This is a genomic window from Tamlana crocina (assembly GCA_040429635.1).
Taxonomy (GTDB): Bacteria; Bacteroidota; Bacteroidia; order Flavobacteriales; family Flavobacteriaceae; genus Flavisericum; species Flavisericum crocinum.
In genome coordinates, this window is the sequence record CP158972.1 from 1486991 (window position 1) to 1507229 (window position 20239).

The window sequence follows — 20239 nt, forward strand, 5'->3', positions numbered from 1 at the left end:
TGTTGTAATTATTGGTTTACAATATAAAGTATTTTTAAAAACTGTCAAATGGGTTTCTAATATTTCTAATACTGCGTTCACTAACGTGTGTGTAGATCATAGTGGTTTTTGGGCTGTTGTGTCCTAAAAGCTGTTGTATGTACCTTAGGTCGGTGCCGTTTTCCAATAGGTGCGTGGCAAAACTGTGCCTTAGGGTGTGCAAGGTAATTTGTTTTTTTAGCCCCGTTTTGTAACGGGCTTTTTTTAGTATTCTTTGGGCGCTGGCATGGCTGTAAGCGCCACCCGATTGGCCTTCGAACAAAAAGTTTTTTGGTCTGTAGGCTTTGTAATACATGCGCAACAGCTCCAATAACGTGGCCGACAGTATGGTATAACGATCTTTCTTGCCCTTGGCACTTTTTATGTGTATTAGCATGCGTTTACTGTCAATGTCGTTTGGCCGTAAATTGATGGCTTCTCCCACGCGAAGCCCGGCCGAATATATAAGGGCAAGAAACGCCTTATGTTTTAAGTTGCTAACGGCATCAATAAGTTGCTTAACTTCATCCAGACTTAAAACCGTGGGGAGTTTTTTTTCTTTTTGGGGTCGGCTAATGGTAATGTTTTCCAAGTGAACGCCTTTGTATTCCAAAAACTTTTTAATACCATTTATACATTGGTTCTGGTACGATACCGATTTATTTGGGCGTACAATAAAATCGTAGTTGAAATTTTCCAATAACCTAACCGTAAACGTTTTTGATTGCTTTAGGTGGGCATACCGTATAAAAAAAGCAGTAACTTCAACATAGGTGGCCACCGTGTTTGGGCTCAGTCGTTTTTGGTTCAGCCATTTTTTGAACTTTTCTAAATTTTCTCGGTCTTTTTCATGCAATGGCGGAAGCTCAACATGTTCTGTTGTAGAAATTGTTTTTTGTGGGGTGCCCGATAATTTGGAATAGTTAACGTACCAATTTTTTTTTCTAAAATGTGCATAAAGCAGTTTTTTGTTTTCAGAAGTATAATTTACATAATACACCCCTAATGTTTTGCTGAATTTAACATGTGGCAATGCTTTTATGTGGTTTAAAACCTCTCGGTCCCATTGAAACGCAATACCTATACGGTCCGTGTTTCGGTGGCTCAGTAAATTTAAAGTGATGGTTTTCATGGGGTGTTTTTAAAAAGACAACCACTAAAATTACGAATTTTCATATTAAAATAAAAGAATGGAAGTAAATTTAGTTGAGACTAAACAGACAGCCTGAAAATTTTCACAGCCACTTTTTTCGTTTAAAATAAAAAAGCATGGCAATAAACATAACAATCATGACGCCCCAAAGTATAAAGTAGCTGTAGCGGTACTGCAGTTCGGGGATGTATTCGAAATTCATGCCATAAATGCCGGCAATAAAGGTGAGGGGTATAAAAATGGAGGCCATAATGGTGAGGACTTTCATGACCTCGTTCATTTTATTGCTAATGGTGGTCATGTACATGTCCATTAAACTCCAGATCATTTCGCGGTAAATGTCGATGTTTTCTGAAACTTGTATTAAATGGTCGTAAACATCACGAAAGTAGGTGATCGTTTTGGGTTCAATAAGCGAATTGTCGCCTTTTTCCATTCGGCTGATAATTTCGCGCAACGGAAAAATGGCACGGCGCACCCTTAAAATTTCCCGTTTTAGGTTTTGGATGTTTTGGCTGATGTCTTCATCTACATTGCCTGAAAATATGTTGGTTTCAAAATCTTCAATTTTATTGCCCAAAATTTCAATCACGCTAAAATAATGGTCTACAATAGCATCCATCAAAGCATAAAGCAGATAGTCGGCACCCATACTGCGCACACGCCCTTTACCTTGCCGAATACGTTCCCTAACACTATCGAACACATCGCCTTCAGATTCTTGAAAGGTAAGCACATACTCGGGGCCAAGCACAAAACTTACCTGCTCTGAAACGATTTTTTCGTTGGTATCGTAATAGAGCATTTTAAGCACCACGAACAGATAATCGTCGTACTCATCAATTTTTGGGCGCTGAGAAATGTTCACGATATCTTCCAAAACCAAAGGGTGCAGCTCGTAGTGTTCGCCAATGCGCTCTATGGCGTGTACGTGGTTTAGCCCATTAATGTTGATCCAGGTTACGGTGCCATGCTCAAAATTGAAACACTCTTCAACGTCTAAGAGTTCTTTTTCAATGTGCATGCCTTTGTTGTAATCGAAGGCTTCAATAAACAGTTTGTGGTCCTGTTTTTCGCCCGTATAGATAACGCTGCCCGGAATTTGCCCGATGTGTTTTTTAGATCGGAGTTTTCGCTTTTTAGCCATAAAAGAATGTTCTATAAGCTAAATATAGTAATAATTTATACAGCTTCGCCATCATCTTCAGTGGGGGCATCAATGGCATCTTTTTCAATTAAGGTTACCGCCTTTTGAAGCATGAGGTTATTGGGGTAAGTTACCAAGTCGCCATTATCAAGACGAAGGTGCAGTTGGAACGCCCTGATATCTTCAATAATTCCCGTAATGGGAAAGTCTTTATCGTGTATTTCTATTTTATCGCCCACCTTATACGGAAAGTTAAAGAACATAATAATGCCCGAGGTGATGTTGCTTAAAATGGACCAAATAGCAAATAGAGCAATACCTATAATAGCAAAAACAGACGAAAATACTACTGCGATGTCCTCTATGTTTCCAAAAACGATAGACTCTAAAAGTATGGCTATTAACAAGATGGTTCCGGTGATGTAACGCCTAATCAATCGGATACGGGCATCGTTAATACCATTTTTTCGGGCCACTTTGGTAATGGTAAAATGGGTGATATAGCGAATGATGAATAGCGAAAATAGGATAATGCCACTTATAATCAGTTCTTTTTGGTAAGTTTCAAAAAAATCTAAAACCATAAATTATTGAGTTATTGTTTGTGGTAAAGATACGTTCAAAAATGAAATCCCTATTGTTTTAAAAACAAGGAATTCCTTAATTTTTCGTGCTTAGAACTGTTCTGTTGCCAATAAGCTGATTTGATTGTTTTTAGCTTTGTGGCTTTGGTGGTGAGCAGTTGTGCGCTATCTCCAAAGCCGCTTTTGAAGCGTTCTTCCCAACTTAAAATATCGTAAGGAAAATTAGGGTTGAAGTTTATTGTTAATTTCCGATTTAATTCGGGGTAGTCAATGGTGTACTGCCCTTCGGTAAGCTCGGCTTCTGCCTGGTAGGCTTTGGTTTCAATGTGTTTTAGGCGGATGAATTCTAATGAAGGAATAATGTTTAGAGTTCCTATGGGTAAGGATTTGGGGTCGATGCGGAGTTGCGTCCACAGTTCGTTTTCCAGAATAGACTTTTCAAGTTTGAAGGATTCGTCGGCCTCCGCTTCAAAATAAGAGTGCGACGTCACTTCAAATTGATTTCGATTGTTAATTTGGCTGTAAACCTGCCCGCACCACTCCTGGATGGAACTCGATACTTTCAGGGCGTGTTGGTTGTTGCTCACCGGATAAAACGTACTCTGCATAATCGAGTAAGGGTAAATGCCTGTGTTGAAATTTTTTGTGGCATTAAGCTTTAAAATTGGAATGGTGCTTTCATTTCTACTGTCGGCTTTTACTTGAATTTTGGGCAAAAAATCTTCGGTAACGTAAACCAAAACAGCAGTACCTTCACGGAGTTCGCCATAGCGGGCTTGTTCTAATTTATATGATGAAATTTCGGCTTCGCCGGCATACCAATAGTTTTTAAAAGTTTCAGGAAGCTGCTTTTTTTCGAAGTTTTTTCCAATCTTAAATTCTGTTTTCCAGTGGAGCGCTATGTCTTGTTGTTTTTCGTTCTTGCAACAAATAAATGTAGCTGAAACAAGTACCCAAGTGAAAATAAGACCTTTTACTGTAATTTGTAGCATGGTGTTTTGGTTTAAAATTACAAACAAATTATAGATCAGCAATGGCTGTTAACGTTTTATAAACAAGGTGGACGGGTAGGCCCATTACGGTAAAATACGAGCCTTCCAATTTAGTGACGCCAATTTGGCCAATCCATTCTTGAATGCCGTACGCTCCAGCTTTATCGAATGGTTTGTAGGTTTCAATGTAATAATTGATTTCCTCGTTTGTGAGTGCCTTAAAAGTCACTTTGGCGATATCGTGCAAGGTTTTTTCAAAAGTGGGCGTTGTAAAGCACACCGAGGTAATCACTTCGTGGGTGTTACCGCTCAATGATTTTAACATGTTGAATGCTTCCTTAGCATCTCGGGGTTTTCCCAAAGCTGTGTTGTTGTGCCAAACAATGGTGTCACTGGTAATTAAAATATCGTTGAGTTGCAATTCGTCTTTAAACGGCAAGGCTTTGAGTTGTGCTAAATAATTGCTGATTTCGAAATGGGTAAGCCGTTTAGGGGATTCCTCTTTCACCGGTTTTAACCGAATTTCAAAATCCAAACCTAGATTCTTAAAAAAGTCCTGACGTCGGGGCGATCCGGATGCCAATATAATATGGTGGTTTTTTAGTTTTTGTTCTAGCATGTTTTTTTGTTTGAAATCTCAGTTTTCAGTGTTTTGCATTAAAAACAACTTTACGTCTTAGCGCCTTTGAGAGAGTGCTTTTTAGTTATTCTCTTTCGTGGGAAAATTACAAAATAAACAAATAAAGTAACAACGACAGCATACCAAAGCACATCACCCATTTATACATTGTGCTTAAATGGCGGAAATCGCTTTTCGTTTTAGCGTTAAACGTTTTTATGGTAATGTAAATGAGCGGCCCTACCACAAAAATTAAAAAATAAGCCACAGCGTAGGGTTGTTTATAAAAGTTGGTATTCAAGTGATAAATTATGCCGCCAAGCGGAATAAAATTTAATACGGCCAAAATGTTTTTGCTTCGAGCCCGACCAATAGCAATGGGCATAGTGTTCATGCCTTGGCTGTAATCGCCGTCAATATCTTCAATATCTTTGGCTATTTCGCGCAAAAAATTGATGGAGAATGCAAATAGGGCATAGTCCCAAATCATTTTAAAAAACAGGGTTTGGGTGGTTCTGTTTTCGGGAGTTATTACGGGGAGCAATTCAAAAATGCCGACAATGATTAGGCTCATGGCTACCAAAAAGGAAATAACCAAATTGCCAATCAGCAAGGTGCGTTTTAAATAAGTGGCGTACACATAAAGCAAAATGGAAATAATAATAAACACCGAAAAAAATGCCGGTTTTCCCACAGCGTGCGACAAATAAAACCCAGTACCCACACCAATGATGTTTAGAGCTATAAAAAGATTAAAAGCCGTATTTTTTGAAATGGATTTACCAACAATAACCCGATGGGGTTTGTTGATGCGGTCGGTTTCAATATCGTAAATGTCGTTAACAACGTTTCCTGCTGCGGCAATGCAAATGGTCGCAAAAATTAAAAGAAAAATATCGAATCCGTCCAAACTGGTCTGTGCACCAAAAGGTTCTAAAAGCGCGTATTTAATGAGCAATTGCACTGTGGCAATCATCAAAAGGTTTTTCCAGCGGATGAGTTTTAGGAGGTTCATGGTTTTGGGTTTCAAGTTTCGTAATGTTACGGCTTGTAAAATGCTAAGTGTTTAACCAATAACTTCAAACTTGAAACCAGAAACAATTTAGTCATACTTAGCCCCATAATTACCACTCCATTTGCCTTGTACTTTCAATACTTGCTCAATTACATCGCGAACGGCGCCTTTGCCGCCCTTTTTATGCGAAATGTATTTTGAAATGCCTTTTATTTCCGGCACGGCGTCCTGTGGGCAGCAGGGCAGACCTACCATTTCCATCACCGGGAAATCTGGAATATCGTCACCCATGTAAAGTGCATTTTCAGATTTTATACCGTTTTCATCGAAATATTGGTTTAGCTGTTCAATTTTATTGTTCGAGCCCAAAAAGACATCCTTTACTCCTAAATGGTTCAGCCGAACACGAACGCCTTCATTTGTGCCGCCAGAAATAATACAGATGTTAAATCCTTTGTTTAGGGCGGTTTTCATGGCGTAGCCGTCTTTGGTATTCATCGTGCGCAGCATTTCTCCGGTGGTGGTAATGGTTACCGAGCCGTCGGTTAAAACGCCGTCAACATCAAAAATAAATGTGGTAATGTGTTCTAAATATTCTTTATAACTTTTTTCTTCCATGAGTGTGTTGTATCGATGCGGTTAAAAGTTCGTAAATGGTTTTATGGTGCTCGTTGTCCAGAAGTTTTAAATGGTCGTTAATGGTTTTTTGGTCGCCTCGCTTTGCCGGACCCGTTTGTGCCATATAAGGCGACATGTCCTGCACTTTTTTGGCGGTTTCCATTATAAGCGGTTTTAATAAATCGAATTCGGTGCCTTCGCTTTCGGTAATTTCGTGGCCAATGCGAAACAATTGATTAGTAAAATTATTTACAAATACAGCGGCCAAATGAAGCACGCGCCTTTGGTTGCTGTTAACCCTTTTTGTGGGACTCCCCAAGCTCAAAGCCAATTCTTTGAGTAACGGGTAACTTTTTTTATCAATCGTTTCAATACAAATGGGAACGTTAGCGAAATCGACTTCTGCATTTTTACTGAACGTTTGTAGTGGGTAAAGCACCCCGCGTTTGTGTTTTTTATCTAAATTATGCACGTTAACGCAACCTGAGGTGTGTACCACCAGTCGATTCTCAAACGGTAATTGTGTAGAAAGTTCGGCTATGGCATCGTCGCTAACTGCCAAAATATAAACATCGGCTTCCTTTAAATCATTTAAATTATTGGTGATTTCAACACTTTTTTTATGTTGGTTTATGGCCTCTAAATTTCTATTGAACCATTGCACCACCGAAACCTTTTCGGTTTTGCTGAATCCTTTAAATAAATGGGTGGCCACGTTTCCGGCCCCAATGAGTACTACATTAATCATTTGGCTAAAATAATCAATAAACCTCGATTTAAAAACCAAGTTGATTTATCTTTGTGCATTATGGCTAAAACCGATATCAATACCCGTGATGATATTTTTTTACTGGTTTCTACTTTTTACGGAAAAGTTAGGGAGGATGCTGTTTTAGGACCTATTTTCAACAAAGCTATTGTTAATTGGGAAGAACATTTGCAACTTTTAACCACCTTTTGGGAAAGCAGCTTGTTTATGACACGAAAACTGGAAAACAAATACCAAGGAAACCCTTTGGAGGCTCACATAAAGGTAGATGCACAAAACAACTACAACATCTCCGAAAAGCATTTTGGTATCTGGTTGAACCTGTGGTTACAAACCATCGACGAACTTTTTAAAGGTGAAGTGGCTGAAAATGCCAAGCGTCGCGCCCGAAAAATGGCGACTTTTCTGCACATGAGTATGTTTCAGGCTAGGAGTGTGCAATAGGTAGTTTTTCAGTGAGCAGTATTAAGAGAAGACTTAGCGTCTTGGTGTCCTTGCGAGGGTGTTTTAGGTTTCCTTCGTTGTATTTCTATCTTCAAACTTCACGCTTCAGTCTTCCATCTTTTTAATATACTTTAACACTTTAAAATAAACTTAAATCCCTAAATTTGCACGACCTTAAAAACAGGCATTTATCATGCAGAAAAAACTGGCCAATATTTTCTTTTCAACCAAACTTACCGCTGTATTATTCATTGTTTTTGCTGCCGCTATGGCAACAGGAACTATTCTTGATGCCGGTCAAGAAACCTCACCTACACCCTACACCAGAAATTTAATTTACAACGCTTGGTGGTTCGAGGCCATCATGGTGTTTTTTGTCATCAATTTTGTAGGTAATATTTTTAGATATCGTCTTTACAAAAAAGAAAAATGGGCCACATTTATTTTGCATTTTGCATTTATATTTATTCTTATCGGGGCCTTTATTACGCGTTATGTGAGTTTTGAAGGCATGATGGCAATTCGGGAAGGCGCTACAGAAAATACTTTTCTTTCACAAAAAACATATATCACCACATACATTGATGGCGATTATATGATTGATGGTGTGCCACAGCGTTTGCCTATAGAGCGGGAAGTCGATTTTTCTGGAAGAATGGAAAACGATTTTAAAATCGAAACCAATTACGATCAACAGCCTGTTACTATAGAATTGGAGAAGTTTATTGTTGGGGCAGAAGAAGATATTGTTCCCGATGAAAATGGCGAGGAATATTTGAAAATTGTTGAAGCCGGACAGGCCGGACCGCACAACCACTTTTTAAAAGTAGGACAGGTAAGCAGCATCCACAACATCCTTTTTGCATTGAACAAACACACCGATGGGGCCATCAACATTACCTATGAAGGCGATTCGCTCACCATCAATTCGCCGTTCGATGGCGAGTACATGACCATGGCTACCATGGCACAAGGTAAATTGGTAAAAGACAGCATACAGCCGTTAATATTACGCTCGCGCTATGTAATAGGAAACATGCAAATGGTGTTTCCGAAGCCCGTGGTTAAAGGCCATTTTGATGTGGTTCAAAAATCACAGTTGCTTAAAAATGATGAAGATGGTTTGGTGTTAAAAGTCACAACAAACGGGGAAACCAAAAAAATAGGATTGTTGGGCGGAAAAGGCACCAATAGTCAGTTTAAACAAATCAATGTTGGCGGATTGGATTTCGCCTTTAAATACGGATCTAAAGTTTTGGAGTTGCCATTTTCCATTAAATTAAACGATTTTGAAGCCGAACGTTATCCAGGAACCGAGCGCGGCTACTCTGCATATTCCAGTGAAGTGACCGTTTTGGATGAGCGAACTGGCGATTTCGATTATAAAATTTACATGAACAATATTCTGGACCATGATGGCTATCGGTTTTTCCAATCGAGTTTTGATCCCGATGAAAAAGGGACCATTCTTTCCGTAAACCATGATTATTGGGGAACACTTATTACTTACATTGGCTATTTCATGTTGTATTTTGGGCTTATGGCCATTTTGTTCAGTAAACATTCCCGTTTTGGAGAGCTTAAAAAACTTCTTGAAAAAGTAAAGGCTAAAAAAGAAAAGGTGTTGGGGGTATTGGTGTTTTGTTTTGGGCTAGGTGCTATGGCTCAAGAGCACTCGGCAGATGATGGTCACAACCACGCCAAAACCACCAAAACGCAAATCGATTCTATTTTAAAGGCGAATATCACCCCAAAGGAACACGCCGATAAATTTGGCCATTTGGTCATTCAGGATTTAAGCGGACGCATGATGCCTGTTAACACCTATGCTTCCGAAATGCTTCGTAAATTGAGCAAGCACGACAGTTATGAAGATTTTGATGCCAACCAAGTGTTCTTGTCCATTCAGGAAAGCCCGATGCTGTGGTACAATGTGCCCATCATTTATTTAAAGCCGAAAAAGGGCGATTCCATCCGATCGCTTATCAATATTCAGAAGTCTGAAGATTATGCAGCCTTAGCCGATTTTTTCACCGAAAGGGGCGAGTATAAATTGGCGCCTTTTTTAGAAGAAGCTTATAAAGCGCAAATACCCAACGGATTTCAAAAGGAATTTAAGGAAACCGACCAACGGGTTAGTTTGCTGTACAATACCATTGAGGGGATGTCGCTGAAAATTTTCCCAATTCCAAACGACGATAACAATAAATGGATCTCACCCTTCGACTTCAGAAAAGACCCTTCCGTAATTCAAGATTCATTATACAGTAATTTCGTGAAAAATGGTTTCAGAACGTATTTGTTTACTGTAAACCAGGCGAAAAAAACGGGCGACTTTTCAGAGGCCGAAAAACTGTTGGAAGCTTTCAAAAAAACACAGCACCGTTACGGTAGCGAGGTGATGCTTAGCGATAAAAAAGTTAATGCGGAAATCCTTTATAACAAGTACGATATTTTTAAAAAGCTATTTAGTTGGTATTTATATGCCGGTTTTTTAATGTTTGTTTTGCTGATAGTTCAGATTTTTAAAGACAATAGCAAACCGTTGAATATTTCCGTAAACGTATTCAAATGGATTATTGTCGGCTTGTTTCTGCTGCATACGGCCGGACTCATTGTCCGTTGGTACATTTCAGGGCACGCACCGTGGAGTGATGCCTACGAATCGATGATTTATGTGGCTTGGGCAACGATGTTTTTCGGACTCGCCTTCGGAAGAAAAAGTGATTTAACCATGGCGTCAACGGCATTTGTAACGGCCATGATTTTAATGATTGCTCACTGGAACTGGATGGATCCCGCCATAGCCAATTTACAACCGGTATTGAATAGTTACTGGCTAATGATTCATGTGGCAGTAATTGTGGCTAGTTACGGGCCTTTTACCTTGGGTATGATTTTGGGTGTGGTATCGCTATTATTGATGATTTTTACCAACAAATCCAACAAAAAGAAAATGGATTTGAACATAAAGGAGCTCACTATTATTAACGAAATGGCGCTCACTGTAGGTTTGGTAATGCTTACCATCGGAAACTTTTTGGGAGGCATGTGGGCTAACGAAAGCTGGGGCCGTTATTGGGGTTGGGATCCCAAAGAAACTTGGGCGCTCATCAGTATTATGGTATATGCCTTTGTGATCCATGCACGCTTGGTGCCAGGCTTACGTGGTAGATGGTTTTTTAATTTGATGGCCATCATTGCTTTTGCCAGCATCATCATGACCTATTTCGGGGTGAATTTTTACTTGGCTGGATTGCATAGCTACGCTAGCGGCGACCAAATTGTGAGCATTAAGTTTATTACCATAGCTTGTGTATTGGTGGCCATTTTAGGATTTTTTGCCTATCGTGGTTATGCACGGTATTATAAGAAGTGATGAGTTGAATAGATATAGAGTGATTAAATCCATTCTAAAACATATTCATACAATAATCCAAAAGCAATGGCTAGGCCAAAACTCAGTAGGGTGCCTATCAGAATATATTCGGTAAGTTTTCGGTCTTTGGCCTGCGTAAGGTCGCTAAAACGGAATACCGATTTGGCTGTAATTAAAAAGCCCACGCCTTCCCAGTGGTCGGTAATGATAAAAATAAAAACGAACAAACGCTCCAAGATTCCAATATAAGTGCCGGCGTTTTTCAGTGAAGCTTTATTGGTATATTCGGAAACATCCCATTTTGAAATTAGGGTTTTCATTATAATGGACGATACTTTCGTAACCCCTAAAATACAGGTGATAAAGAGCAGGGTTTGGGTGCTAAGAATAGATATTAAATCAACGCTAAATGGGTAGTAAATATGAACTACCAAAGCAATGACGATAAAGTGGGCCAATTGATCCAAACCAAAAAGCAACCGATTATTAAACCTTGACTTCAGTAACAGTTTAATAAGATCGATAATATAGTGTGAAACCGCTATAATCGCTATGCCCAAGCCGTATTTAAAGTTGAATTGTAGTATAATGATTAGTGCAAAAACATGCACCAAAATATGAAGATATAAAAACTTCGACTTGTATTTATGGGTTTCTTTATGGTTTACCCATTTTTGTGGCTGAAGTAAAAAATCGCCTATTAAATGCGCTAAAATCAATTGAATGGCGAAGGTTAGCATAGGCGTTCTATTTGATTGTTAAAATACTGAATAAGTTTCGAAATTTCATCAAAGCCCGCACGTTTTAAGCCTTGGCTGATGTTGCCTTGGGTTTTTCCTAAAAGGGCGGCTATTTGGTTTTGGTTGAAGTCTGGGTGCTCTAAAGCGGTTTTAACCAAAGTGGCCGAATTACTAGTCCAATGGTCCATGGTGAGTAAGGCTAATTCCAACATCAAGTTCATAGCGGCATCAAAGGTATCAAAAGGCGATTTTAAAGCCAGTGTCGTCTTTTTCAGGTTTTCAAAACATTCACCCGAATACACAAAAGCGCTGCCGTTAGCCTCGGTAATTTTTTCGGCATGGTAGGTTTTGTCGCCAATACCAATGGCCAGCCTAACATCCAGTTCGTCAAACTGTTTAATGTGGGCTTTTATTAGAATACAAGCGTGTAGGGCGTTTTTGGGGGCAATTTCCACCTGGAAACTATCGCCTCGGTATATTTCCCAAGTTTTTGGCGATGGCCCAAAAGTATTCAAAACGGTTTTGAGGGCTTCGAGCCACTGTTCGGGTGGTTTTTCCTGGGAGTTGATAATATCGCCTGTAATAACGCTCGTCATAATACTTCTAAAAATAAGCATGATAAAAGTAGTTAATTTGGTTCAGACTTACAAAATATTATCTTAAAAACTAATAATTTAAAATATTAGCTTTAAAGGTTATAATTTAAAATATCATCTAAAGGGTAAATATTTTGGTTTATAATAAAGGGGTATTGCAATATCTTTGCTACCATATTAAAAACAAGAAAACATGAAGCTATTAAAGGAATTTAAAGAGTTCGCTGTAAAGGGCAATATGATAGATATGGCCATTGGTATTATCATTGGCGCATCGTTCAATAAAGTGATTGATGTGCTTGTTAAACAGGTGTTTTTGCCTCCATTATCGTTGTTGACCGATGGGGTGAATTTTAAGGATAAACGCATTATATTGAGGGATGCCGTAACCAATACGGATGGCGATATTTTAAAAAATGAAGTAGCCATTGGGTACGGGGCTTTGGGCGAAGTTATGCTCGATTTCCTAATTATCGGGTTTACTGTATTTGTAGTGGTGAAGTTTATGAACCGTTTGAAAAACCGTGCGAACGATGTTAAGGACAAAGCGGTTTCAACTCCAAAGGATATTGAATTGCTCACCAAATTGAATGATTTGATGGAAGAACAAAACCGGCTTTTAAAGGCTAAATAGGAGCTGTAAAAAGGAAACAGATTACACAAGGTGTTTAGCTTTCTGGTATGCAATCTCTTTAAAGTCTGATATCACCATATCGGCCTTGCTATAATCTTGGTTTTTAGAATGGAAACTGTCGTAGCCCACGCAAAAAATACCGGCTGCTTTGGCCGCTTCAACGCCGTTGGTGGAATCTTCAATTACCAAACATTCTTCTTTGTTATAGCCTGTGGCTTCGGCCGACTTAAGAAAAATTTCGGGGTGCGGTTTGCTTTGTTTTAAGTCGCCGCCGCTAAATTTCGCTTTAAAATATTGGTTTAAATCAAAGCGTTCAAAAATTTGATTGATGCCACCCATAGAGGCTGATGACCCTAAAACTAAGGTAACCCCATTGTTGTGGTAGTCTTGTATGAGGTCTAAAACCCCATCAATAAGAGTTAGTTCAGAATCGCTTTCAAAAAAACGTTTGTAGTGTTTGCGCTTTAGTGATACTAAATGTTCGGGCGTTTGCTCTAAATTGAAATGATCGCACAGGCGTTTGCAAATGTTTATGGTAGATTGTCCGGTAAACGATTGGTACATTTCGGCAGATACTTCAATACCAATTTCATCAAACATATCGTGGTACGCTTTGTTGTGCAGGGGTTCGCTATCTATTATAACCCCGTCCATATCAAAAATAACAGCTTTTAACATCTTAAATTTTTTATGCGAATATATGGGAATTGCAAATAACACCCTAAAATCTGTTTTTGTAGTTTAGAATTATTTTACAATATTTGCGCACTATGATTATTTAATTTGACTTTAGGAATATGCTCTAACAACTTCATGTAGAGCGGGGTAAGGCCAGGTGATTTTGCTTGGTTAGTTTTCATATTATTACTTTTTATTATGCAGTCAAATAAAATATCCTTTAAACAATACATTCAATATTTTAAAATAGCGGTAACCGGAAAAGAACAGGAGTTTACCTCGGGTAGCATCCGCAGAGCCGTTTTTATGCTGTCCGTACCCATGATTTTGGAAATGCTCATGGAATCTATTTTCGCGCTTGTTGATATCATGTTCGTTTCGCAAGTGAGTGTTAATGCAGTGGCTACTATTGGGTTGACCGAATCGGTTATCACTTTGGTTTATGCCTTGGCTATTGGGTTGAGCATGGCAGCAACCGCCATTGTAGCCCGGCGGGTGGGTGAAAAAGACTTAAAAGGAGCACGCCACGCAGCCGTTCAGGTGATTTTCTTAGGCGTTTTTGTGGCGTCTCTTATTAGCGTTGTCGGGATTCTGTACCCGAAAGAAATATTGGCATTAATGGGGGGCGAGCCCGATTTAATTGCCGAGGGTTATGGATACACCCAAGTGCTCTTGTCCGGAAATGTTACCATCATGCTTCTGTTTTTAATCAACGCCATTTTTAGGGGGGCTGGCGATGCATCGGTGGCTATGTGGGCGTTGGTTTTATCAAACGGACTTAATATCATGCTAGATCCTATTTTTATTTTTGGTTTCGGCCGCATTCCTGCTTTTGGGGTAAAAGGTGCCGCCATTGCAACCACTATTGGTAGGGGTACGGCCGTGTTGTTCCAATTGGGGATTTTGTTTTTTGGTTTCAGTAAAATAAAAATCGCCGTTAAGGATTTGGTGCTGCAAGTTGGAGTTATGCTGAATTTGATTAAAGTATCGATGGGCGGTATTGGGCAGTTTTTAATAGGAACGTCCAGTTGGGTGTTTTTAATGCGGATTATGAGCGAGTTTGGCAGTGAAGTGCTTGCAGGTTATACCATTGCCATTAGGGTGATGATGTTTACTTTGATGCCAGCTTGGGGCATGAGTAATGCCGCAGCAACATTGGTGGGGCAGAATTTAGGTGCCAAAAGGCCCGAACGCGCTGAGCAGTCTGTTTGGAAAACAGGAAAATATGCAGCCATTTTTATGGGCATAATTTCTATAGTTTATCTAGTATTTGCCCCACAAATTATTGAGTTGTTTAATGCCACTTCTGATGTGGTAAAATACGGAAGCTCATGCTTACGGGTTATTGCTGTAGGTTATATTTTTTACGGTTATGGCATGGTGGTTATCAATGCTTTTAATGGTGCTGGCGATACCAAAACCCCAACTTATATAAACTTTGTTTGCTTTTGGTTACTGCAATTGCCATTTGCATATTTTATGGCTTTAACATTGGATTTTGGTCCGGTAGGAGTGTTTTGGGCAATAACTTTGGCAGAGGTGGTAATTGCAATAGTTGCCATGATTTGGTTCAAAAAAGGTCGATGGAAAACCGTTGAGGTTTAGCGCTAACAATGCTAAAGGTTGAAATTCTTTATTCAGGTGTTGTTTTCCTTAGGTATCATCCGCGTTGTGCTTATTGTTTTTTAAAATGGCCAGATGGTTGGCACTAGTAGTAATGATATTATAAAAAAGATGAGCAATAGCGGCGCTCCCACTTTAAGGTAATCCATAAACTTATAGGCTCCGGCAGTCATGACCATGGCGTTGGTTGTCGTGCCAATGGGTGTTAAAAATGCTGTTGAAGCACTTATGGCCACTACAATCATAAATGGTTCGGGAGATAAATTTAAAGAATTGGCAGCTAAAATAGCAATGGGAGCCATGAGTACCGCTGTAGCCGAATTATTTATAACTTGACTAAATGTAGTGGTGAGCAAAAAGATACCTCCCAATAATAAAATAGGGTGGATGGAGCCAAGATAATCTACCAGGCCGTTTGCAATAATTTGGGCTGTTCCTGTTTTTTGTAATGCCAGCCCCATAGGAATCATAGCAGCAATCATCACCACGCTGGTCCAGCTGATACCTTTATAGGCTTTAGATATGGGTACACAGCCCGTTAAAAGAACGATACCAGCAGAGATTAATGCTGCAATCGATCCCGGTACAATTTTAAGCACCATAAACAGAATCATTAAAATTAATGAGCCCAAAGCGATATACGATTTCGGACTTAGCTTTTCTACATTTTTAGCCATTCCTTCGGGGCTACCGATAATCACGAGGTTTTCATGTTGCTTTTTTAGGTCTTCAATATGGGCCCAGGTACCGCGAATTAAAAAAGCATCACCGGTTTTCACCTTTATTTCGTTTTCTAAAATTGGTTTTCTGTTTCGCGAAGCCGCCAGTAGTTGAATACCAAAACGCTGAAAATAGGTATGCATATTGTAAGTTCTGTCCACCAAAGTAGAATTGGGGTTTACGATCACTTCCGTCATTCCGACCTCTTGGTTGATTAAATTGTTTTTCAGCTCGTCTGCAATCGAATCGAGAGGCAAAAGACCTAATCTAAAATTAATCATGAGTTTGTTAATAGCTTCGGTGTCACCTTTTACGGTAATAATATCGTGGTAAAGAAACACGGTGCTTGGGTCGGGAAGCTCGATAAACGTCGGTATTTTTTTCAATAAATTAGGATGTCTTCTCTTTATTTTTATAATGGAAACGTTATAGTTTTCTTCGAATTTCCAGTCTTCAATTTTGGTGTTTAACAGTGGAGAAATAGAGCGCACACGTAATCGGTAATATCCATCTTCAACTTTATACGCCTCAATCCAATTGTGTAGGGTCGATTCAATATTTACCGGTTTGTTGTTGGTTTTGTTGTTAGGAAGCAACCGATAGCCAATAAACTTAAAATAGAGAATGGCAATAACCAACAAGGGGACACCAATTAAGGCGAATTCAAAAAACGAAAAACCCTCAAACCCGGCATCAACCAAAGCATTACTGGCAATAATATTGGGCGGGGTACCGGTTAAGGTTAGTAGTCCGCCTGTGTTAGAGCCAAAAGCAACGGGCATTAGCATTTTAGAGGGAAGAGTACCAATGCTCCAAGTCGAAGAAATCGTTAAGGGCATTAAGGTTGCAACTGTTCCGGTATTGCTTACAAATCCAGAAAGTACGCCGCCGCCCAAGGTTACAATAACCAATAGTTTAGGAACACTTTTTCCGGCCCATTCTACAAATTTCTTACCGGCCATGGCCGTCCATCCCGTTTGTGCAATACCTTCGCCAATAATAAAAAGTGCGGCAATCATAATAACAGTCGGGTTGCTAAATCCGCTAAGGGTTTCTTCGGCAGTTAAAATACCTGTTAAAAACAAGGCTAGCATCGATATTAGAGCAACAATATCTGGGGTAAATTTGCCCCAAACAAAAAGGGCTATGGTTATTACTAAAATGAGGAGCATTAAATAGATCATATCTCGCTATATTTGTTAGCTTTATTGCTTGGTTACTTATTTTCGGTGTAAAATTACTACGACGGTTAGTGACTAATTATGATATAAATCATGCTTTGAACATTCGCCATTTTTTTTGGACAGTTTTCAAAATTTAGCTGAATATGAAATAAGAAGGAGTGGAGGATACGTTTTCGTAATGATAGATTTTACGATTATGTAGTTTAAAACAGGATTTACGTAAATTAAAAAGAGAAAATTTTTCCGAAAAAGAATAGAAAACTATGAAATTAGACATATTGGCTATAGGGGCTCATCCGGATGATGTGGAGTTAGGTTGCGGCGGAACCATTGCAAAGGAGGTGGCAAGGGGAAAAAAAGTAGGTATTCTCGATTTAACCCGAGGTGAATTGGGTACTCGTGGTTCTGCTGAAATTCGTGATAAGGAAGCCGCCGATTCGGCAAAAATATTGGGCGTATCGGTGCGAGAAAATTTAAGATTTGCCGATGGTTTTTTTGTGAATGACAAAATCCATCAGTTGGAAATCATAAAAATCATCCGAAAGTACCAACCCGAAATTGTATTGTGCAATGCTGTTGACGACCGACATATTGACCACGGAAAAGCTAGTAAATTGGCTAGTGATGCCTGTTTTTTAAGTGGTTTGGCAAAAATTGAAACCATTAGAAATAATGAGCTGCAAAGTGCTTGGCGCCCAAAGCAAGTGTATCACTATATACAGTGGAAGAATATAGAGCCCGATTTTGTGGTTGATATTTCTGGGTTTGTAGATAAAAAAATGGAGGCGGTTCTGGCTTATAAAACACAGTTTTTTAATGAAGATAGTAAAGAGCCTGAAACACCCATATCAAGTAAGAATTTTACAGATAGTGTGATTTACCGTGCGCGAGATTTAGGCCGATTAATTGGGGTTGAACATGCCGAAGGCTTTACCGTAGAGCGCCATGTGGCTGTCGATAGTCTGTTCGATTTGAAGTAGTTGAACAAAAAAGTGTTTTTATTTTAGTTTTTTAGCACGAAATCTTAAAAAAAGGTTTTGTAGATAAGCTTAAAACATTTACATTTGCACTCGCATTTATAATGCGTATTACACGGTGGCTTAATCTTGTTGGTTAGAGCCTTCCTTTTGAAAACTTTTTTAAAGTTTAAAATAAAAAAACATGGTGGTTGTAGCTCAGTTGGTTAGAGCGCCTGATTGTGGTTCAGGAGGTCGTCGGTTCGAGACCGATCTTCCACCCAAAAATAAAAGCCTCTCGGTTTCCGAGGGGCTTCTTTTGTTTTATAAAACACGGTTTTATTTTTTATTGGCTGTAGTATGTTGTTGTCATGCTGAATTTGATTCAGCATCTCCTGTTGTTTGAGAGTGACAATTTTATAATGATATCCTAAAACAAGTTCTGGGAGACGGGCAGTATTATAATTGATTACGGATATTCATGATTATAGCCCGAAATCGTAGTCGCGCTCTACTTTTGCAATACGGACTTTGTATTGTTTGTACCAATGGGTTTTTCCCTTTTTTTGTGCGATTTGGTGGTCGGCATGGGCTTTCCATTTTTTTATGGCGTCTGCATCCCGCCAATACGATACGGTGACGCCTAAATCGTTTCGGGCGGTTTCAATACCTAAAAACCCATCTTGTTGGCTGGCTAATTCCACCATCAAATCGGCCATTATGGAATACCCTTTATCCTCTTCATTTTTTACCGAAGTAAAAATTACGGCATAATAGGGCGGAGTGGGTGTTTGTGCTAACATTTGTTCTTAATCTAGTTGATGCAACTAAAGACTTTGATTCTAATTAAATGTTCGGTAGGATTCTACTGTTTAATATATTCATTTACGTAACAGTCATAGCAGTCTCCTGTTAATAATAGAGTATCTCCATTAAAATCAATAATTTTCTTAAAACCAGTTTCATTAACAATCATTGTTCGGGGTTCATTAAAAATAATAGATTCCCTAACTTCAATGCTATATTTAGTTTTATAATTGAGTTGGCCGTTTAAGTAAAAATATAATGAGTCTGCTGATATTTCAAGTTTTCTTTCATTTCCAGTTGATTCGGGATTTTCTGTATTGCCCATAATTCCTCCAGATGAGCTAACCCAATTCCAGGTGCCAATTACATTTGGATTTAAATTGTCGTTTTCTTTTGAGCAGTTCAAAATTAAAAGTCCGATTAAGGCCAATGTTATATTTTTTTGCATGTCAACTGTTTTTTTATAAGACGAACACTTAATTAAAAGGTTGCTTATGAAAGTACTGCAATTTTAAAAATAAGTCTTAATCCAACTTCACACGTTCCTCCCGATTGGCCAGTTCCCAAGCGGTATAAAAAATTAAACGTGCTCGGGTTTCCAAAAATCCATAATTGATTTTATCGGGTGTATCGGTGGTTTTATGGTAATCAGCGTGGGTGCCATTAAAATAAAAGATAACGGGTATGTTGTGCTTGGCAAAGTTGTAGTGATCCGATCGGTAGTAAAATCGGTTGGGGTCGTCATCTTCGTTAAAAGTGTAATCGAATTCCAAATTAAAATATTTTTTGTTGATGGCTTCCGAAAGCTCGTGCAGTTCGGTGCTCAATTTATCCGATCCAATAAGGTAGAGGTAGTTTTTTCCGCCTTGGTGTTTGTCATCCACTCGGCCAATCATATCGATGTTTAAGTTGGCAACGGTGTTTTCCAACGGAAAAACAGGATCGACATCGGCATAATATCTTGAACCGTAAAGTCCCAATTCTTCGCCCGTAACATGCAGGAATAGAATGCTGCGTTTAGGTCCATGACCCGCTTTTTCGGCTGCTTTAAAAGCTTCAGCCATTTCGATAATGGCTACGGTTCCTGAGCCATCATCATCGGCTCCATTGTAAACATCGCCATTTTTTGCTACACCCACATGGTCGAGGTGTGCCGAAATCACTACAATTTCATCGGGCTTTTCACTTCCTTTTATATAGGCCAAAACATTTTCGGAGTCGGCAATGCCACTTGGAAAAAACGACGATGGAATTTCCTGAAAGTAATCACCTTCGGCAATGGGCGAAGCGATACCGTTTTCAACATAATGTTTTTTGATGAATTCAATAGCTTTTTTTTGTCCGGGTTCGCCCGTTTTTCTCCCTTCAAAATCATCTGAAGCATAGGTGTAAAGCATTTCCTTTAGCTCGGATGCCGTGATGGTTTTGGCGTATGTTTCAGGGGAAGGTGCTTGGGTATGAGTCTTTTTATTTTGCCCGTTGCTACAGGACGATATCGATATGGTAACTGAAAGGAATAGTGCTAAAATTTTCAAGGGTGTCATTTTTAAATTTTACTATAAT

The 20239-nt window shown here is 39.1% G+C and carries 20 protein-coding genes and 1 tRNA gene; 6 read left to right on the plus strand and 15 right to left on the minus strand.

The features are described from left to right. Positions 1 to 34: 34 nt before the first annotated feature. The 8 genes from ABI125_06710 to ABI125_06745 form a co-directional block, all read right to left on the minus strand. Entirely contained in the window at positions 35 to 1150 is a 1116-nt protein-coding gene (locus tag ABI125_06710) for a tyrosine-type recombinase/integrase (GenBank protein ID XCF07543.1), read from the minus strand. A 103-nt stretch (positions 1151 to 1253) separates the two neighbouring features. Continuing rightward, a complete protein-coding gene (corA, locus tag ABI125_06715) occupies positions 1254 to 2318 on the minus strand; it encodes a magnesium/cobalt transporter CorA (protein ID XCF07544.1) in 1065 nt (354 codons plus the stop codon). A 35-nt stretch (positions 2319 to 2353) separates the two neighbouring features. Beyond that, the gene (locus ABI125_06720; protein ID XCF07545.1) at positions 2354 to 2902 is read right to left on the minus strand and encodes a mechanosensitive ion channel domain-containing protein; all 549 of its coding nucleotides are present in this window, start codon (positions 2900 to 2902) and stop codon (positions 2354 to 2356) included. Positions 2903 to 2952: 50 nt separating this feature from the next. Continuing rightward, on the minus strand, positions 2953 to 3894 hold the full coding sequence (locus ABI125_06725; protein XCF07546.1) for a septum formation inhibitor Maf: 942 nt from the start codon (positions 3892 to 3894) through the stop codon (positions 2953 to 2955). A 28-nt stretch (positions 3895 to 3922) separates the two neighbouring features. Beyond that, the gene (locus ABI125_06730; GenBank protein XCF07547.1) at positions 3923 to 4513 is read right to left on the minus strand and encodes a Maf-like protein; all 591 of its coding nucleotides are present in this window, start codon (positions 4511 to 4513) and stop codon (positions 3923 to 3925) included. 106 nt (positions 4514 to 4619) lie between these two features. After that, positions 4620 to 5528 carry a geranylgeranylglycerol-phosphate geranylgeranyltransferase gene (locus ABI125_06735; GenBank protein XCF07548.1) on the minus strand — a complete coding sequence of 303 codons (909 nt, stop codon included), beginning with the start codon at positions 5526 to 5528 and terminating at the stop codon, positions 4620 to 4622. Positions 5529 to 5615: 87 nt separating this feature from the next. Then, positions 5616 to 6146: an HAD-IIIA family hydrolase gene (locus tag ABI125_06740; GenBank protein ID XCF07549.1), complete on the minus strand. Its 531-nt coding sequence runs from the start codon at positions 6144 to 6146 to the stop codon at positions 5616 to 5618. Then, positions 6127 to 6894, minus strand: coding sequence for a DUF2520 domain-containing protein (locus tag ABI125_06745; protein XCF07550.1), 768 nt, complete (start codon positions 6892 to 6894; stop codon positions 6127 to 6129). The genes ABI125_06740 and ABI125_06745 overlap by 20 nt, the downstream gene beginning before the upstream one ends. A gap of 60 nt (positions 6895 to 6954) precedes the next feature. Between ABI125_06745 and ABI125_06750 the strand changes: the two genes are divergently transcribed. Further along, positions 6955 to 7359 carry a group III truncated hemoglobin gene (locus ABI125_06750; protein XCF07551.1) on the plus strand — a complete coding sequence of 135 codons (405 nt, stop codon included), beginning with the start codon at positions 6955 to 6957 and terminating at the stop codon, positions 7357 to 7359. A gap of 193 nt (positions 7360 to 7552) precedes the next feature. After that, positions 7553 to 10738: a cytochrome c biogenesis protein CcsA gene (gene ccsA, locus ABI125_06755; protein ID XCF07552.1), complete on the plus strand. Its 3186-nt coding sequence runs from the start codon at positions 7553 to 7555 to the stop codon at positions 10736 to 10738. 23 nt (positions 10739 to 10761) lie between these two features. Here ccsA and ABI125_06760 read toward each other — a convergent pair whose 3' ends face one another. Together ABI125_06760 and ABI125_06765 are read right to left on the minus strand one after the other, a co-directional pair. After that, positions 10762 to 11478 (minus strand): DUF3307 domain-containing protein, encoded by a 717-nt coding sequence (locus ABI125_06760; protein XCF07553.1) that lies wholly within the window; start codon positions 11476 to 11478, stop codon positions 10762 to 10764. Continuing rightward, positions 11472 to 12095 carry a transcriptional regulator gene (locus tag ABI125_06765; protein ID XCF07554.1) on the minus strand — a complete coding sequence of 208 codons (624 nt, stop codon included), beginning with the start codon at positions 12093 to 12095 and terminating at the stop codon, positions 11472 to 11474. Before ABI125_06765 ends, ABI125_06760 begins: the two co-directional genes overlap by 7 nt. 172 nt (positions 12096 to 12267) lie before the next feature. Between ABI125_06765 and mscL the strand changes: the two genes are divergently transcribed. Further along, on the plus strand, positions 12268 to 12708 hold the full coding sequence (gene mscL, locus ABI125_06770; protein XCF07555.1) for a large conductance mechanosensitive channel protein MscL: 441 nt from the start codon (positions 12268 to 12270) through the stop codon (positions 12706 to 12708). A gap of 21 nt (positions 12709 to 12729) precedes the next feature. On the opposite strand, the gene ABI125_06775 is transcribed toward mscL, so the two are convergent. Then, entirely contained in the window at positions 12730 to 13386 is a 657-nt protein-coding gene (locus tag ABI125_06775; protein ID XCF07556.1) for an HAD family phosphatase, read from the minus strand. Between the two features lie 198 nt (positions 13387 to 13584). Between ABI125_06775 and ABI125_06780 the strand changes: the two genes are divergently transcribed. Then, positions 13585 to 14991 carry an MATE family efflux transporter gene (locus tag ABI125_06780; GenBank protein ID XCF07557.1) on the plus strand — a complete coding sequence of 469 codons (1407 nt, stop codon included), beginning with the start codon at positions 13585 to 13587 and terminating at the stop codon, positions 14989 to 14991. Between the two features lie 80 nt (positions 14992 to 15071). Here ABI125_06780 and ABI125_06785 read toward each other — a convergent pair whose 3' ends face one another. Beyond that, positions 15072 to 16913 carry an SLC13 family permease gene (locus tag ABI125_06785; protein XCF07558.1) on the minus strand — a complete coding sequence of 614 codons (1842 nt, stop codon included), beginning with the start codon at positions 16911 to 16913 and terminating at the stop codon, positions 15072 to 15074. A gap of 263 nt (positions 16914 to 17176) precedes the next feature. On the opposite strand from ABI125_06785, the gene bshB1 reads away from it, so the two are divergent. Both bshB1 and ABI125_06795 read left to right on the plus strand, forming a co-directional pair. Further along, the gene (bshB1, locus tag ABI125_06790; GenBank protein XCF07559.1) at positions 17177 to 17893 is read left to right on the plus strand and encodes a bacillithiol biosynthesis deacetylase BshB1; all 717 of its coding nucleotides are present in this window, start codon (positions 17177 to 17179) and stop codon (positions 17891 to 17893) included. A gap of 183 nt (positions 17894 to 18076) precedes the next feature. After that, a tRNA-His gene (locus ABI125_06795) sits at positions 18077 to 18152 on the plus strand. Positions 18153 to 18354: 202 nt separating this feature from the next. Here ABI125_06795 and ABI125_06800 read toward each other — a convergent pair. From ABI125_06800 to ABI125_06810, 3 genes are all read right to left on the minus strand, one after another. After that, positions 18355 to 18672: an antibiotic biosynthesis monooxygenase gene (locus ABI125_06800; protein ID XCF07560.1), complete on the minus strand. Its 318-nt coding sequence runs from the start codon at positions 18670 to 18672 to the stop codon at positions 18355 to 18357. Between the two features lie 62 nt (positions 18673 to 18734). Continuing rightward, positions 18735 to 19124: a hypothetical protein gene (locus ABI125_06805; GenBank protein XCF07561.1), complete on the minus strand. Its 390-nt coding sequence runs from the start codon at positions 19122 to 19124 to the stop codon at positions 18735 to 18737. Positions 19125 to 19200: 76 nt separating this feature from the next. Next, entirely contained in the window at positions 19201 to 20220 is a 1020-nt protein-coding gene (locus tag ABI125_06810; GenBank protein XCF07562.1) for a M28 family metallopeptidase, read from the minus strand. Positions 20221 to 20239: the final 19 nt, after the last annotated feature.

Coding starts and splice junctions, on each gene's coding strand:
- ABI125_06710 (XCF07543.1), bottom strand. CDS start 1,150: ATGAAAACCATCACTTTAAATTTACTGAGCCACCGAAACACGGACCGT.
- corA (XCF07544.1), bottom strand. CDS start 2,318: ATGGCTAAAAAGCGAAAACTCCGATCTAAAAAACACATCGGGCAAATT.
- ABI125_06720 (XCF07545.1), bottom strand. CDS start 2,902: ATGGTTTTAGATTTTTTTGAAACTTACCAAAAAGAACTGATTATAAGT.
- ABI125_06725 (XCF07546.1), bottom strand. CDS start 3,894: ATGCTACAAATTACAGTAAAAGGTCTTATTTTCACTTGGGTACTTGTT.
- ABI125_06730 (XCF07547.1), bottom strand. CDS start 4,513: ATGCTAGAACAAAAACTAAAAAACCACCATATTATATTGGCATCCGGA.
- ABI125_06735 (XCF07548.1), bottom strand. CDS start 5,528: ATGAACCTCCTAAAACTCATCCGCTGGAAAAACCTTTTGATGATTGCC.
- ABI125_06740 (XCF07549.1), bottom strand. CDS start 6,146: ATGGAAGAAAAAAGTTATAAAGAATATTTAGAACACATTACCACATTT.
- ABI125_06745 (XCF07550.1), bottom strand. CDS start 6,894: ATGATTAATGTAGTACTCATTGGGGCCGGAAACGTGGCCACCCATTTA.
- ABI125_06750 (XCF07551.1), top strand. CDS start 6,955: ATGGCTAAAACCGATATCAATACCCGTGATGATATTTTTTTACTGGTT.
- ccsA (XCF07552.1), top strand. CDS start 7,553: ATGCAGAAAAAACTGGCCAATATTTTCTTTTCAACCAAACTTACCGCT.
- ABI125_06760 (XCF07553.1), bottom strand. CDS start 11,478: ATGCTAACCTTCGCCATTCAATTGATTTTAGCGCATTTAATAGGCGAT.
- ABI125_06765 (XCF07554.1), bottom strand. CDS start 12,095: ATGCTTATTTTTAGAAGTATTATGACGAGCGTTATTACAGGCGATATT.
- mscL (XCF07555.1), top strand. CDS start 12,268: ATGAAGCTATTAAAGGAATTTAAAGAGTTCGCTGTAAAGGGCAATATG.
- ABI125_06775 (XCF07556.1), bottom strand. CDS start 13,386: ATGTTAAAAGCTGTTATTTTTGATATGGACGGGGTTATAATAGATAGC.
- ABI125_06780 (XCF07557.1), top strand. CDS start 13,585: ATGCAGTCAAATAAAATATCCTTTAAACAATACATTCAATATTTTAAA.
- ABI125_06785 (XCF07558.1), bottom strand. CDS start 16,913: ATGATCTATTTAATGCTCCTCATTTTAGTAATAACCATAGCCCTTTTT.
- bshB1 (XCF07559.1), top strand. CDS start 17,177: ATGAAATTAGACATATTGGCTATAGGGGCTCATCCGGATGATGTGGAG.
- ABI125_06800 (XCF07560.1), bottom strand. CDS start 18,672: ATGTTAGCACAAACACCCACTCCGCCCTATTATGCCGTAATTTTTACT.
- ABI125_06805 (XCF07561.1), bottom strand. CDS start 19,124: ATGCAAAAAAATATAACATTGGCCTTAATCGGACTTTTAATTTTGAAC.
- ABI125_06810 (XCF07562.1), bottom strand. CDS start 20,220: ATGACACCCTTGAAAATTTTAGCACTATTCCTTTCAGTTACCATATCG.